Raw genomic sequence first — 14,141 nt, 5'->3', positions numbered from 1 at the left:
GTTAAGTTATGATAAGATTTATTTCTGTATGAGGTACGGTTTTTAAAGAAAGGTGTAGGTTTCAATGATTTATTTTGATAATAGTGCAACAACGAAACCATATAAAGAAGTATTGGATTCTTATGTTAAGGCAGCAAGTGACTATTACGGGAATCCTTCTTCGCTTCACAGCTGCGGCGGGCAGGCGGAAAAACTCTTGTCACAGGCAAGGGAGCAGATAGCCAAGCTGCTGGGCGTAAAGGCAGCAGAAATTTACTTTACATCAGGCGGCACTGAAAGCAATAATTTAGCGATAAAAGGGGCTGCCTTCACCTATCAAAATCGGGGACGGCACATTATTGCCTCAAGTGTGGAGCATCCTTCGGTCAGCGATTGCCTGGAGCAGCTTGAATCAGAGGGGTTTGAAATTACGTATCTCCCAGTAAATGGTGACGGACAAGTTTCGGTCGAAGCGGTCGATAAGGCTATCCGGAAAGATACGATTCTCATTTCTGTTATGCATGTAAATAATGAGGTTGGGACTATTCAGCCAGTGAAAGAAATCGGAAAAATGCTGAAGAACTATCCTTCCGTCCTGTTTCATGTGGACGCTGTTCAAGCAGTAGGAAAAGTTCCAATGGACTTAGCTGGAAATCGGATTGACCTTTTGTCCATTTCAGGGCATAAGTTTCATGGCTTAAAAGGGACAGGGGCACTGTTTATTCGGGAAGGCATCCGGCTGACGCCCTTATTTGCCGGCGGAAAGCAAGAGCGCAACATTCGAAGCGGTACTGAAAATGTGGCAGGAGCAGTAGCGATGGCGAAAGCCCTTAGACTTTACATGCAAAAAAGTGAAACTGGACTTACTGTGATGAAAAACATGCAAAAACTGCTAAGAACCGGCTTGGGTCATATAGAGGATATCCAAATCAACACACCATTAGAAAATGCGGCACCGCATATTCTGAATTTCTCATTAAAAGGGATGAAATCGGAAGTATTTATCCATGCGCTTGAGCAAAAAGGCATCTTTGTGTCGACTACTAGTGCCTGCTCTTCAAAACGGAAGTCAGCAAGCAAGACACTCCTGGCAATGGGAGTCCCGGAGGATCTGGCCGAAAGCGGTATCCGCCTAAGCTTATCGGTTGAAAATACAGAAGCTGAGGCTAAGGCGGTTTTAGATGCCATTGAGACAACCGTAGAACAATTAAGGAAGGTTATGAAACCATGAATTATGATCGTATATTAATCCGTTATGGCGAAATTTCTACAAAAGGAAGAAATCGCAAAAAGTTTGTCGATAAGCTTCGCAAGAGTGTCCGGATTGCTCTTGCACCGTTTCCAAATGTAAAAATAGAAGCAAGCCATGATCGGATGTACGTCCTGCTAAATGGAGAAAATGGAATAGAAATCATTGAAAAATTAAAACATATATTTGGGATTCAATCATTTAGCCCTGCAGTAAAAGTCAGAAAAGACTTAGAGGAATTAAAACAGGCTTCTCTCGATTTGGTGTCCTCTTTATATCAGGATGGCCAAACCTTTAAAGTAACGACGAAAAGATCTGATAAAACATTTGAACTGAATACAGATGAACTCAATCATGCCATTGGCGGCCACTTGCTGCAAAACATCCCGGGAATCAAGGTGGATGTTAAACATCCGGATATCAATTTGCGGACAGAAGTAAGGAAGGAAGCTATTTACCTGTCTTGTCAGACTATTCAAGGTGCCGGAGGCCTTCCGCTTGGGTCGAGCGGGAAAGCAATGCTCATGTTGTCCGGAGGAATTGACAGCCCTGTGGCAGGCTTTTTATCAATGAAGCGGGGCCTGGAGTTAGAAGCCGTCCATTTTTTCAGCCCGCCATTTACAAGCGAAAGAGCAAAGGAAAAGGTAATCGATCTAACTAAAAAATTGGCAGAAATTTATGGGTCTCCTATTAAATTACATGTAGTGCCCTTCACCGATGTTCAGCAGGCGATTCGTGAGCAAGTGCCAGAAAATTATACGATGACGTCAACAAGACGAATGATGCTGCGGATTACCGACGAATTACGGCAAAAACGAGAAGGGCTGGCGATCATTACAGGGGAAAGCCTCGGACAGGTGGCCAGCCAGACGCTCGAAAGCATGTTTGCCATCAATGAAGTAACCAATACGCCGATCTTGCGTCCCTTGATTTCAATGGACAAAAACGATATTATAAAAATCGCAAATGAGATTGATACCCTTGAAATTTCAAATCGTCCGTATGAAGACTGCTGTACGATTTTTGTGCCGGCATCTCCAAAAACGAGACCGAAGAGAGAAAAGGTCAAGCAATACGAAAGCTTCTTCGATTTTGAACCATTAATTCAGGAGGCTGTTCAAGAGGTTGAAACCTTGATTATTCAGCCGAATCGAGACCAGCATCACCAAGAATTTGATGATTTATTCTAATTGTGTAAATTTGAAATTTTTGTGAACAATTACCAGTGGATAATAAGAATGAACAATCCTTATTCTACACATTCTATACTCACAAGGAGGTGAGTATAGATGGCTAATAACAGCAGTTCAAATCAACTATTAGTATCTGGAGCTCAACAAGCTCTTGATCAAATGAAATATGAAATTGCTCAAGAATTTGGTGTTAACCTTGGTGCAGACACTACTTCTCGCGCTAACGGATCTGTTGGTGGAGAAATCACAAAGCGCCTAGTATCTATGGCTGAATCACAATTAGGCGGCGGATTTACTCGATAACCAAAAAATTCAATATAATGGCTACAGAGAGAGTGGGAATTTTTCTCACTCTCTCTTTATTTTTGCCAAAAGGATTCATAGGGTTTATAATTAGTATCAGGTATTAATAGTAAATATAATATTCTTGTGATAAGTTAGGGGGAGTAAAAATGAACCGAGAAGAACTGATTGCACCAGAGAAGTATAATCTTGTGTCTGAGATGGAGCGGTTTGCCGAAATTCCAAACAAACTAGCAATCAAATGGGAAAACGACTTAGGGGAAACCAGACAGTTTACCTATGAACAACTCCTAAAGCAGGCGAATCGGGCGGCCCGTGCATTTAGCCAAAATGGGTTAAAGCAAGGGGATATTGTTCTTGTTATGGTGCCACGGTTAATTGAAGCCTATGTTGTGTATTTGGCAGCACTAAAAGCGGGGATGGTTGTCATCCCATGCTCAGAAATGTTAAGGGAAAAAGACCTTCAATATCGGATTACACATGGTGACGTAAAAGCAATCATCAGTTACTACCCGTATGCCGATCAATTTGCCAATATCGTGGGAACACAGCCGCTTGTGAAATTTACAATTGGCGGCAAAGCAGAAGGATGGAATCACCTGGACAAGGAAATGGAAACAGCTGCTGAAGATTATCCGTTAGCTGATACACATCGTGATGACATGGCGTTTTTATCATATACTTCAGGAACAACCGGCAATCCGAAAGCGGTGGTCCACACTCATGGCTGGGCATTTGCCCATTTGAGGACAGCTGCAGCAAAGTGGCTCTGTATCAGCGAAAACGATACAGTGTGGGCTACTGCTGGACCAGGCTGGCAAAAATGGATATGGAGTCCGTTTCTTTCAGTACTCGGCTCAGGAGCAACCGGTTTTGTCTACCATGGCCGGTTTGAACCAAGCAAATATTTGAGCCTGCTGCAAAAATATGAAGTGAATGTTTTGTGCTGCACACCGACTGAATACCGTTTAATGGCAAAGGTCGATCATTTGGCGGATTATCATTTGCCGAACCTTCATAGTGCTGTTTCAGCCGGAGAGCCGCTAAATCGGGAAGTCATTGATATCTTTAGAAAACATTTTCAGATCGACGTAAGGGACGGATATGGACAGACAGAAAATACCTTGCTGGTTGGCGTAACAAAGGGTATGGAATTAAGACCAGGTTCTATGGGTAAGCCGACACCGGGGAATCGAGTCGAAATTATCGATGAAGAGGGGCAAATTTGTCCTCCGGGAGAAATCGGAGATATTGCCGTTCATGTTGAAACGCCGGCATTATTTAAAAATTATTATAAAGATCCTGAGCGGACCGCCAAACAATTCCGCGGCGATTATTATGTGACAGGGGATCGGGCCAGAAAGGATGAAGAAGGCTACTTTTGGTTTGAAGGCAGGAGCGATGATATCATTATTAGCTCGGGGTATACCATTGGGCCATTTGAAGTGGAAGATGCACTAGTAAAACACCCCTATGTAAAAGAATGTGCCGTTGTCGCAAGTCCAGATGAAATCCGCGGCACCATTGTAAAAGCTTTCGTCGTTTTAAAAGAAGGGATTAATCCAGACGAACCCAATTTGACGAAAACGCTGCAGGACCATGCCAAGACATTAACGGCACCTTATAAGTATCCAAGAAAAATAGAATATATATCTGAGCTTCCTAAAACAACTTCGGGCAAGATCCGTCGAGTTGAGCTTCGGCAAAAAGAATTCGAAGCAGCAAAGGAAAAGTAGAACCGTGCTAAAGCAGGCATTCGATTTGGATGCCTGTTTTTTGATGCCTGAGAGCTGTTGAAAATTAATGCGCTGCTTTAGAAAAAACATTTCATTTGGGCTGTTTCACGATATAATGGTAATATTGTTTCGATACTAGAAAGAATAGGGGATTGGAAAACTTGAAAAAAAGCGAAACGCAGCTCGGGGCTATTTATGCAGGGCTTTCTTACTTCCTTTGGGGCTTGCTGCCGATATATTGGAAGCTGTTAAACAATGTCAATGCCATAGAAATACTTGCCAACCGTGTATTTTGGTCGTTTATATTTATGATAGTTATGGTTCTCTTGACAAATAAGCGGGGGTTATTTGTCCAAACCGTAAAAGGATTTGCGCAAAATAAAAAGCAATTATATGCCTTAATCATTCCTTCTATATTAATCTCGATTAATTGGTTTACGTATATTTGGGCTGTCAATAACGGCCATATGATTGAGACCAGCCTTGGCTATTATATTAATCCGCTAGTCAGCATTCTGTTAGGGATGATTGAGTTAAAAGAGAAATTATCATTTTATCAATATTGTTCCTTTGCATTGGCTGCCATTGGGGTTTTGATCATCACCCTGTCACATGGGAAGTTTCCGTGGGTTGCGGTTGTTCTTGCTCTGACCTTTGGCTTATATGGGTTAGCCAAAAAGTTAATCAATGTGGAGTCCTCAGTAGGGCTGACATTGGAAACCCTTGTGGTAACACCAATAGCCGGGATCTACATGTTATGGCTGATCGTTAAAGGGACAAACTCCTTTACGGTAGCAGACTGGTCCACGAATTTGTTATTAATGGGTGCCGGTGTTGCAACCGCAGTACCGCTGCTGTATTTTGCTAAAGGAGCACAGAAGATTCCACTTTCACTGCTCGGATTCCTGCAATATATTTCACCGACATTAACCTTGCTGTTGGGTATTTTTATTTATCATGAGCATTTTACAAAAATCCAGTTCGTATCGTTCTTATTTATTTGGGTAGCCTTGGCGATTTATTCTCTTTCCAAAACAAAGCTGCTGCCGCAAAAAGGCATGAAATGGAGCAAAGGCAATATTTAAAAAAAGCTGCCGAATTTGACAGCTTTTTGCATGCACTTATAAAAAACTCCGCTTCACTTTTTCCCAGAATGAGTTGTCCTTTAATTTTAAAGTTTTAATTTTGTTTTCACTCAGTTTAACCTGTACTTTATCAACAGAACGGATGCTAAGGGCTTCATTATCCATGCCCATTATTGGATAATCGTTGTCTTCTTCCGCAACGACTCTTAGCATTAATGTTCGGTCACCGCCTAAAATGAATGATGAGCCGAGAGTGCGATAGTAGTTGTTATTGACCGACGCAACCTCGCTGACCTGCATGCAGGAGAGGAGCGGATCGACAACGGCACCATTAACCGATTTATTATAGGCCGTGCTTCCTGTTGGTGTTGCCACAATCAAGCCATCCCCGCGGAATGCTTCAAAGTGGAGATTATCAATAAACACATCAATAACAAGTGTCTTGATGATCGAAGAGCGAATGCTGAATTCATTTAGGCATTTAAAGGTTCCCTGCCCGTCAATAGAAACCTCTATGAAAGGATAACGGCGAACTTCCAGCTGTTCGCTTTGCATGGCTGTAATCATGTTGGAGGTGTCTCCGATTCGAAAGTCGCAATACATGCTTAAATTGTTATTGGTGGAAATCCCCATATAAAGGCAATCATCCCGAAAGCCGGTTTTTTGGACAGCTTGGAGAAATGTCCCATCATCCCCAATGCTGGCAATGATATTTGCTTGCCGATAATCATTGACAATGGTAAATCCGAATCGCTTGGTTGCCTCATATAAAGGAGCGGTTTTGGCAAGCATGGCGTCATCGCGTTTGTGGTAATAATACACATTTCGCCGTTCTTCCATTAAAGTACCTCCCGTAGTTGAAAAATTTTCCCATCCTAAATTTAACTTCTGATAAAATAAGGTTAGTCTTAAATTAGTTTATCATTTTATTGAAACAATATGGAAGTAAAGACTAGAAATTGAATACTATAGGGGGATTTAAGTGTGAGTGGGAAACGATGGGCCGCACTTGGCATTGCAGCGGTGCTTTTTATTGCTTCAATTTTGATTAATCTATTGTCCTCGTTTGCGTTTAAGGGAATTGAAACGGACTTTACTGAACTAATGGCTGCAGCTGAAGATCCATTTACAGAAGAAGTGATCCAAGAAGGAAGCGAACTAAAAAGAATTGCTATCCTGGATATTGACGGTGTCATACAGGATACGGGTGAAACCGAATCGCTATTGCAAAGTTCCAGCTATAATCACCAAACTTTTTTAAAAAAGCTAAAAGCCATTAAAGAAGACGATACCATTAAAGGGGTTATTGTTAGAGTCAACTCGCCAGGCGGTGGAGTAGTGGAAAGTGCTGAGATCCATGACCAATTAAAGGAACTTCAGGAGGAGGCTAAAAAGCCAGTTTACATATCTATGGGTTCGATGGCGGCATCTGGAGGCTACTATATTTCCACCGCTGCCAAAAAAATCTATGCCAGTCCTGAAACCATGACGGGAAGCCTTGGCGTGATTATGGAGGGCATCAATTATAAAGGGCTGGCTGATAAGTATGGTGTCGATTTCGTCACCATTAAAAGCGGCCAATATAAAGACATTATGAGTCCAACAAGAGAAATGACGGAAGAAGAGCGGCAAATTCTGCAAAAAATGATCGACAATTCTTATGAAGGGTTTGTCAAGGTGATTTCCGAAGGCCGCCATATGAATATTGACCAAGTTAAGCAGATTGCGGATGGGCGGATTTATGACGGCCGTCAGGCGAAGGAATTAAATCTGATTGATGGATTTGGCTATTTGGATGATGTGATTGACGAAATGGAAAAAAATGAAAATCTGAAAGGGGCATCTGTCATTCGCTATGCAGATGACATTGGAATTGGTTCTTTATTTCAGATGCAGGCAAAAAAATGGATGGGTGAAACACAAGAAATGGCTGGCTTAATGAAACTCTTATCTCAGCCTAATTCCCCACGCCTTATGTATCTTTATGCGGAATAGGGGTGAAACCGAATGGATCAAACAGAAAACCAAAATCATCAAAATGGAATGCCGGAAAATCATTCCATTTCCAACAGTTTGGAGCCAATAGATCCAAACCATTCAGAAAAGGTCAGCTGTGAACACTCCACTAATAATATTCCTGTCCATTACGCAGGATTCTGGATGAGGTTTTGGGCCTATCTCTTGGACTTGGTTGTCATTGGGAGTATGGAACGAATATTAATTAAACCATTATTTAGGATGCTGGATCTATCGCTGTCAGAATTTAATATCTTTGCCCCTATTTCCATTGCGTCAGCGGTTATTTTTTATTTATATTTCGTATTGATGACCAAATTTTTTAACCAAACGCTGGGGAAAATGGTGTTTGGGATAAAAGTGATTGATTTGCAGCATGAAAACTTAACATGGGGAACGGTGCTGTTCCGCGAATGGATTGGGAGGTTTATTTCCGTAACTGTCATTATCGGATATATAATTGTCGCCTTCCTGCCGAAAAAACAAGGGCTTCATGATTTGTTTACCGATACAGCCGTCATCCATATTTCTTGATAATCAATAGAACCTATCAACCATGGTTGATAGGTTTATTTTTTTATATACAGGGCAAACTAGCAGGCGAAAAGGAGGTTAACCAATTTGTTTTGGGTGCTGATTGTTCTGCTGGCCCTTATCCTTTTATTAGTCCTTATCATTTTTACTAAATTAACGATTCTCGTAAATTATCAGCATCAGAACGACGATGACCACTTAAAGGTCGAATTTCGAATCTGGTTTGGGTTACTTAAATACAAGCTGGAAGTTCCTCTTGTGAAAGTAGACGATGATTCTCCGAGTGTTGTCGTTAAAACCAATCCGTATGCAGGTGATTCAGCAGGCGAATCCTCTGACGGGAATGTTGAACAAATTTCAAAAAGAGATTTTAAGTCCTTGCTTAAAAACAGGAAACTATTACGGCAGCGGATATATAAATTGAATGTGATTGTACGGGGATTCTTGAGGAAAATATCGGTTACAAAATTTGAATGGCAGACGTTGATTGGGCTGGGAGATGCAGCCCATACAGGGATTGCCTCTGGAGCGCTTTGGTCTGCAAAAGGAGGAATTATTGGCCTTATCAGCCATTTTTTAAAATTAAAGGCAACTCCTCAGATCTCGATTACTCCCCATTTTCAAGCGTCTGTTTTTCAGACCCATGTTTCATGTATTTTTCAATTCCGTATCGGGCATGCTATGTTGGCAGGTGTTAAACTGATTAAATTCTGGAAAGGCGGGAAACTGCCATCCAAAAACAAAACAGATTTTACAAACGAAAAAACCAAATCGATTTGAACTAGGAGGATGCTGCTATGTCTGATCACCCAATTCAAGGCTTGATGACAACGGCAATGGAGAGCCTGAAGGAAATGATCGATGTCAATACGATTATTGGCGACCCGGTGGAAACACCAGATGGAAGTGTGATTTTAACCGTATCAAAAGTTGGCTTTGGATTTGCTGCCGGGGGCAGTGAGTTTAAAATGGATAGTTCTGGGGGGCAGGACAAAGGACAAGGGGATAACAAAGGACAATCCCAGCTGCCATTTGGCGGGGGGAGCGGAGCTGGAGTTTCCATCACGCCGATAGCATTTTTAATCGTGAATGCCCATGGTGTCAAAATGCTTCATCTTGATGAGAATACTCACATTTATGAAAAAATCTTGGAGCTTGCGCCACAGGCGGTCGATAAAATTCAGCAAATGTTCTCTAAAAAAGATGAAAGCTCCAAACAGAAGGACCAAAATGGATCAAAGGGATCTGAATCCAACCAGCCCAAAAAAGATGATTTGGACTTTTAAGCCGAAAGGTTAATCTTCCTAAGGGAAGGTTAACTTTTTTTAAAGGAATGGACGACCATGGTTCTTTTAAAAGCCATAATAATTGCAAAAGTATTTCTGACAGGATATAGTAACATTGTACATATTTTTCCGGATCCGGTTCTATATAGGGAACCAGATGCAGTGAATACGATTAAGGGGGATGTAAACATGGCTAATGTAACTTTTAAAGGCGGTCCTGTAACTCTATTAGGCAATGAGGTAAAGGTTGGAGACAAGGCTCCGAACTTCACGGTGCTTGCTAATGACCTTTCCGAAGTGACACTTGACGATACAAAGGGACAAGTTCGATTGATTACTTCTGTTCCTTCACTTGATACAGGTGTTTGTGATGCAGAAACCCGCCGTTTCAATGAAGAGGCAGCAGGATTAGGCAATGTCAAGGTATTGACTGTAAGTGTTGACCTGCCTTTCGCCCAAAAACGCTGGTGTGCGGCAGCAGGCATTGAAAATGTACAAACTTTATCTGACCACCGTGACCTTTCATTTGGTGAAGCATACGGGGTGGCTATTCAAGAATTGCGTTTATTAACCCGTGCTGTTTTTGTAGTGGATTCAACCGACAATGTGACATATGTGGAATATGTAAGCGAAGCTACCAATCATCCAAATTATGAAGCCGCTCTTGAAGCAGCAAGAAATGCGAAATAGAATTTTCAACAGAACAAGAATCTTTAGCTGCGGCGCCTGAACAAGGCGATTGCCATTTTGCAATAAGAAAGTGTATACTTTCTATTAGCCAATGAAAGGCCTCGTTACTATAGCGGGGCCTTTCATACGTATCTGCCAATGAAGGCGGAAGAAAAGGAATGAAAAAAGGATGACAATAACACCTATTGAGCAATTATTTACAATATTTAATGAGACTGCACAAATTTTACAAGAGGAAATGGACAGCTCTTTTTTAGAGGCTTTGGCTGAAACTGGTGAAAATATCTTTCAAGGCTCTATCCTTCAGGAAGAGTTAAGCGAATTAACGGTAAAAAGGCTGAAAAAACAATATGAATCCATCCAGTTAAGCCAATTCAGCAAGGAAGAGATCCGTAAGGCATTCCAGCTTGTGACGTTAAAGGGAATGAAAGAAAATATTCAGCCAAACCATCAAATGACACCAGATTCTGTTGGCATGCTTGCTGCCTATTTGGTGGACAAGTTTATGAAAGAACGTTCGTTCCGCCTGCTTGATCCTGCAGTAGGGACAGGAAACCTATTAATGACTGTGTTAAATCACCTCCAGAGGGATGTGTTAGGCATCGGTGTGGATGTAGACGATTTGCTGATTAAATTGGCTTATGTGAATGCAAATCTTCAAGAACAGCCGGTACAATTGTTCAATCAGGATAGTCTGGAGCCATTATTTATCGATCCTGTAGATGCAGTCATTGCTGATTTGCCGGTTGGGTATTATCCCAATGATGTAAGAGCGGCTGATTACCAGCTGAAAGCAGATAAGGGCCATTCCTATGCCCATCACTTATTTATAGAACAAAGCGTTCGCCATACGAAGCCCGGCGGCTATTTATTCTTTGTCATACCAAATGGGCTGTTCGAAAGTGAACAGGCAGCGGCACTGCATGAATTTATTAAGGAAAACATGCTGATTCAAGGGTTACTGCAGCTCCCGGCTAATATGTTTAAAAATAAACAGGCCGCAAAAAGTATTTTAGTCCTTCAGAAACAAGGAGAAGGGATTAAGGCGCCGAAACAGGCTTTATTAGTAAATCTGCCCAGTCTTACCAACCGACATGAAATGGATAAAATGATGGTGAAAATGGATCAATGGTTTAAGGAAAACAAAGGATGACATTGGCAAAATGGCCATGTCATCCTTTTTTTATAAAAATCAAAACTATTTGAATAAATTTATATTTTACTGTAACCGTTCCCATTACAAATTATTCCTTGTATTGTCTAAATTACAGTGTTTAAATGAGAAATTGGGGAGATAATCAGGTCGTATTTGTACACAATAAAACTGTACATAAACAGAGAGTATATGTAATCGAAGTGTTATATAAAGGAGCGAAGCATTATGGCAAAAATTATCGCAATTAATGCAGGAAGTTCATCATTGAAGTTCCAATTGTTTGACATGCCAAGCGAAGCGGTCATTACAAAAGGACTTATTGAAAGAATTGGATTAAAGGATTCTATTTTTAATATTACTGTCAAAGGTGAGAAGGTTCAGGAAACACTCGATATTCCTGACCACGAGGTTGCTGTTAAGCTGCTGTTAGACAGATTAATCACACTTGGAATCATTCAGTCTCTAGATGAAATTGAAGGAACTGGGCACCGTGTCGTGCATGGCGGCGAAGAGTTTAATGATTCTGCCCTCATTACAGACGAAGTGTTAAAGAAAATTGAAGAATTATCAGATTTGGCACCATTGCACAATCCTGCCAACGTAACAGGAATTAAGGCGTTCCAAAGTGTACTCCCTAATATTCCGGCTGTTGCTGTTTTTGATACGGCTTTCCATCAAACGATGCCTGAGAGTTCTTTTCTCTATAGCCTCCCATATGAGTATTATAAAAAATACGGCATTCGTAAGTATGGATTCCATGGAACGAGCCATAAGTATGTTTCTCAGCGTGCTGCAGAAATGTTGGGCCGTCCGCTTGATCAATTGAGGTTAATTTCCTGCCACTTAGGAAACGGTGCAAGTATTGCCGCTATTCAGGGCGGAAAGTCAATTGATACTTCCATGGGCTTCACACCTCTTGCTGGGGTAACGATGGGGACGCGTTCTGGTAACATTGACCCTGCGTTAATTCCTTACATTATGGAAAAAACAAACCAAACAGCTGATGAAGTGCTTGAAGTATTAAACAAGAAAAGTGGTATGCTGGCGATTTCTGGTTTCTCCAGTGATTTGAGAGATATCACTGAGGAAGCAAATAAGGGCAATGAACGTGCCCAGCTTGCATTGGATGTATTTGCGAACAGGATTCACAAGTATATTGGTTCTTATGCAGCACGTATGAATGGTGTTGATGCCATTATCTTTACTGCCGGTATTGGCGAAAACAGCCATGCAATTAGGGCCAGTGTACTAAAAGGCTTGGAATTCATGGGTATTTATTGGGATCCGGCCCTTAATAAAGTGAGCGGTGAAGAGGCATTTGTTAACTATCCGCATTCACCAGTAAAAGTAATGGTTATACCTACGAATGAAGAAGTCATGATCGCTCGTGATGTTGTTCGATTAACCCATTAATGACGATTGGCAAAAGCGTTTAAAATTTGACGCTTTTGCCTTTTTATTTTGCTTAAAAAACGATCCTGTTTCACAAGGAATTATTTTTTAGATAGTGTTATACTAAATGTAAATTCGGAAGGGGGGATTCCAATGCCGCTGACTGATCGGGAACAAAGAGCTTTGCAGGTCATTGAGGAATGGGAAAAGACTTTGATGAGTGTTGAGGCTACGGATCTGCAGGTCACATTTGAAAAATACTTGGAACAATCTTTTTCCTTATTGCCGGAACAAATCCAAAGTCAATTCTTTTCCTTGATGGATACTTGGCTATTCCATTTGAACGGCATTATTCAAGGATCGCAGCTGCAAACCGAGGCAAAAAAAAGAATACTCTCCCTCGCCCGAACCATTGGAACGGCTGATATTGAGGCAATTCAAGACTTAAGAAAGCTGGACCTGGAACAAGTACAATACATAGCGGATAAAGAGGCAGCAAAACACAAGGCCTATTCCTTGATTCAAGGAGGCCTTACGGGAACAGGGCATGCCCTTATGCTGGGGGCGGATATTCCGGCAATGGCTGTGATTAATTTAAAAGTTGTCCAATTAATCGCCATGTCCTATGGTGTTGACACCAGCATCCCATTTGAAATGATGACATCCTTAAAAGTGTTTCATACAGCAACACTCCCGCGGAGGCTGCAAAAACAAGGCTGGCAGGCATTAATGGATGAACGGAAGAACGGAGAGCATTCCTACTTTTATGAGGGAAACGAGGAAATAACGGATATTTCTTGGCTTGAGCAGCCAGTCAAGCAAATGGTTAAAGCCATCACCATCATCTTATTTAGGAAAAAGCAAATTCAAGGAATTCCACTGCTTGGCATGACAATGGGAGCAGCTGTTAATTATCAGCTCACAAAAAATGTGACGGAATTCGCCGCAAACTATTATCAACTGCGATATCTAAAGGCAAAAGAGGAGTTGGCTTAAATGAGTACAGCCGAACATAAAATGCAAGCCCCTAAAGCGGTCAATTGTAAAGTAGTTACGGTCAGTGATACGAGAGATAGAACTACTGACAAAAGCGGACAGCTAATGATGGAACTGTTAACACAGGCAGGACATAAGGTGGTGGACTATTGTATTGTGAAGGATGAAATGGAACCGATTAGAGCAGAAATATTGAATGGGTCAGAACGGGAAGATGTCGATGTGATCTTAACCAATGGCGGAACCGGTATTGCCAAGCGTGATGTAACCATTGAAACGGTACAAATCCTGCTTGACAAGGAGATGCCAGGGTTTGGGGAAATATTTCGAATGCTGAGCTATCAAGAGGATATTGGGTCTGCGGCCATTTTATCCAGGGCGGCTGCAGGAGTGATAAACAATAAAGCTATCTTTTCAACTCCTGGTTCTTCGGGTGCTGTAAGGCTTGCGATGACGAAGCTAATTTTGCCAGAGCTTGGACATGTGGTTAGGGAATTGAAAAAAGATTTATAAATTGAGGGGCTGA

15 protein-coding genes are annotated in these 14,141 nt (G+C 41.5%); 14 read left to right on the top strand and 1 reads right to left on the bottom strand.

Annotated elements, in window-relative coordinates:
• Window positions 1–64: 64 nt before the first annotated feature.
• The 5 genes from NFS43_RS03760 (at window position 65) to rarD (ending at window position 5,545) form a co-directional block, all read left to right on the top strand.
• The gene (locus NFS43_RS03760; RefSeq protein ID WP_251549605.1) at window positions 65–1,210 is read left to right on the top strand and encodes a cysteine desulfurase family protein; all 1,146 of its coding nucleotides are present in this window, start codon (window positions 65–67) and stop codon (window positions 1,208–1,210) included.
• Window positions 1,207–2,418 carry a tRNA uracil 4-sulfurtransferase ThiI gene (thiI, locus tag NFS43_RS03755; RefSeq protein ID WP_251549603.1) on the top strand — a complete coding sequence of 404 codons (1,212 nt, stop codon included), beginning with the start codon at window positions 1,207–1,209 and terminating at the stop codon, window positions 2,416–2,418. The genes NFS43_RS03760 and thiI overlap by 4 nt, the downstream gene beginning before the upstream one ends.
• A 99-nt stretch (window positions 2,419–2,517) precedes the next feature.
• Complete coding sequence (locus NFS43_RS03750) at window positions 2,518–2,724, top strand: alpha/beta-type small acid-soluble spore protein (RefSeq protein WP_251549600.1); 207 nt, start codon at window positions 2,518–2,520, stop codon at window positions 2,722–2,724.
• A gap of 149 nt (window positions 2,725–2,873) precedes the next feature.
• Window positions 2,874–4,460 (top strand): acyl-CoA synthetase MbcS, encoded by a 1,587-nt coding sequence (gene mbcS / locus NFS43_RS03745; protein WP_251549599.1) that lies wholly within the window; start codon window positions 2,874–2,876, stop codon window positions 4,458–4,460.
• 161 nt (window positions 4,461–4,621) lie between these two features.
• Window positions 4,622–5,545, top strand: coding sequence for an EamA family transporter RarD (gene rarD, locus NFS43_RS03740; protein WP_251549598.1), 924 nt, complete (start codon window positions 4,622–4,624; stop codon window positions 5,543–5,545).
• Between the two features lie 36 nt (window positions 5,546–5,581).
• Here rarD and NFS43_RS03735 read toward each other — a convergent pair whose 3' ends face one another.
• Window positions 5,582–6,385, bottom strand: a complete 804-nt coding sequence (locus tag NFS43_RS03735) for an NAD kinase (RefSeq protein WP_251549597.1) — start codon at window positions 6,383–6,385, stop codon at window positions 5,582–5,584.
• Window positions 6,386–6,529: 144 nt separating this feature from the next.
• Here NFS43_RS03735 and sppA point away from each other — a divergent pair, with 144 nt between their 5' ends.
• From sppA to NFS43_RS03690, 9 genes are all read left to right on the top strand, one after another.
• Window positions 6,530–7,540 (top strand): signal peptide peptidase SppA, encoded by a 1,011-nt coding sequence (gene sppA, locus NFS43_RS03730; RefSeq protein WP_251549596.1) that lies wholly within the window; start codon window positions 6,530–6,532, stop codon window positions 7,538–7,540.
• A gap of 12 nt (window positions 7,541–7,552) precedes the next feature.
• Window positions 7,553–8,095, top strand: coding sequence for an RDD family protein (locus NFS43_RS03725; RefSeq protein ID WP_251549595.1), 543 nt, complete (start codon window positions 7,553–7,555; stop codon window positions 8,093–8,095).
• Between the two features lie 96 nt (window positions 8,096–8,191).
• Window positions 8,192–8,875 (top strand): DUF2953 domain-containing protein, encoded by a 684-nt coding sequence (locus tag NFS43_RS03720; protein WP_251549715.1) that lies wholly within the window; start codon window positions 8,192–8,194, stop codon window positions 8,873–8,875.
• Between the two features lie 17 nt (window positions 8,876–8,892).
• Window positions 8,893–9,381 (top strand): GerW family sporulation protein, encoded by a 489-nt coding sequence (gene ytfJ, locus NFS43_RS03715; RefSeq protein ID WP_251549593.1) that lies wholly within the window; start codon window positions 8,893–8,895, stop codon window positions 9,379–9,381.
• A gap of 189 nt (window positions 9,382–9,570) precedes the next feature.
• Complete coding sequence (gene tpx, locus NFS43_RS03710) at window positions 9,571–10,071, top strand: thiol peroxidase (protein ID WP_251549592.1); 501 nt, start codon at window positions 9,571–9,573, stop codon at window positions 10,069–10,071.
• 169 nt (window positions 10,072–10,240) lie between these two features.
• The gene (locus tag NFS43_RS03705; RefSeq protein WP_251549591.1) at window positions 10,241–11,224 is read left to right on the top strand and encodes a class I SAM-dependent methyltransferase; all 984 of its coding nucleotides are present in this window, start codon (window positions 10,241–10,243) and stop codon (window positions 11,222–11,224) included.
• 228 nt (window positions 11,225–11,452) lie between these two features.
• A complete protein-coding gene (locus tag NFS43_RS03700; RefSeq protein WP_251549588.1) occupies window positions 11,453–12,640 on the top strand; it encodes an acetate kinase in 1,188 nt (395 codons plus the stop codon).
• Window positions 12,641–12,772: 132 nt separating this feature from the next.
• Window positions 12,773–13,615, top strand: a complete 843-nt coding sequence (locus tag NFS43_RS03695) for an EcsC family protein (RefSeq protein WP_251549586.1) — start codon at window positions 12,773–12,775, stop codon at window positions 13,613–13,615.
• On the top strand, window positions 13,616–14,128 hold the full coding sequence (locus NFS43_RS03690) for a MogA/MoaB family molybdenum cofactor biosynthesis protein (RefSeq protein WP_251549584.1): 513 nt from the start codon (window positions 13,616–13,618) through the stop codon (window positions 14,126–14,128).
• Window positions 14,129–14,141: the final 13 nt, after the last annotated feature.

The sequence above is a fragment of the Neobacillus muris genome, from assembly GCF_943193175.1.
In the GTDB taxonomy this organism is placed as follows: Bacteria; Bacillota; Bacilli; order Bacillales; family Cytobacillaceae; genus Neobacillus; species Neobacillus muris.
Note: the sequence above shows the minus strand (reverse complement) of the source record. Positions and strands in the feature narration are given on the sequence as shown.

Excerpts from the sequence above, each read along its gene's own strand:
- NFS43_RS03760 (WP_251549605.1), top strand. The coding sequence starts at position 65 with ATGATTTATTTTGATAATAGTGCAACAACGAAACCATATAAAGAAGTA.
- thiI (WP_251549603.1), top strand. The coding sequence starts at position 1,207 with ATGAATTATGATCGTATATTAATCCGTTATGGCGAAATTTCTACAAAA.
- NFS43_RS03750 (WP_251549600.1), top strand. The coding sequence starts at position 2,518 with ATGGCTAATAACAGCAGTTCAAATCAACTATTAGTATCTGGAGCTCAA.
- mbcS (WP_251549599.1), top strand. The coding sequence starts at position 2,874 with ATGAACCGAGAAGAACTGATTGCACCAGAGAAGTATAATCTTGTGTCT.
- NFS43_RS03735 (WP_251549597.1), bottom strand. The coding sequence starts at position 6,385 with ATGGAAGAACGGCGAAATGTGTATTATTACCACAAACGCGATGACGCC.
- NFS43_RS03725 (WP_251549595.1), top strand. The coding sequence starts at position 7,553 with ATGGATCAAACAGAAAACCAAAATCATCAAAATGGAATGCCGGAAAAT.
- ytfJ (WP_251549593.1), top strand. The coding sequence starts at position 8,893 with ATGTCTGATCACCCAATTCAAGGCTTGATGACAACGGCAATGGAGAGC.
- tpx (WP_251549592.1), top strand. The coding sequence starts at position 9,571 with ATGGCTAATGTAACTTTTAAAGGCGGTCCTGTAACTCTATTAGGCAAT.
- NFS43_RS03705 (WP_251549591.1), top strand. The coding sequence starts at position 10,241 with ATGACAATAACACCTATTGAGCAATTATTTACAATATTTAATGAGACT.
- NFS43_RS03700 (WP_251549588.1), top strand. The coding sequence starts at position 11,453 with ATGGCAAAAATTATCGCAATTAATGCAGGAAGTTCATCATTGAAGTTC.
- NFS43_RS03695 (WP_251549586.1), top strand. The coding sequence starts at position 12,773 with ATGCCGCTGACTGATCGGGAACAAAGAGCTTTGCAGGTCATTGAGGAA.
- NFS43_RS03690 (WP_251549584.1), top strand. The coding sequence starts at position 13,616 with ATGAGTACAGCCGAACATAAAATGCAAGCCCCTAAAGCGGTCAATTGT.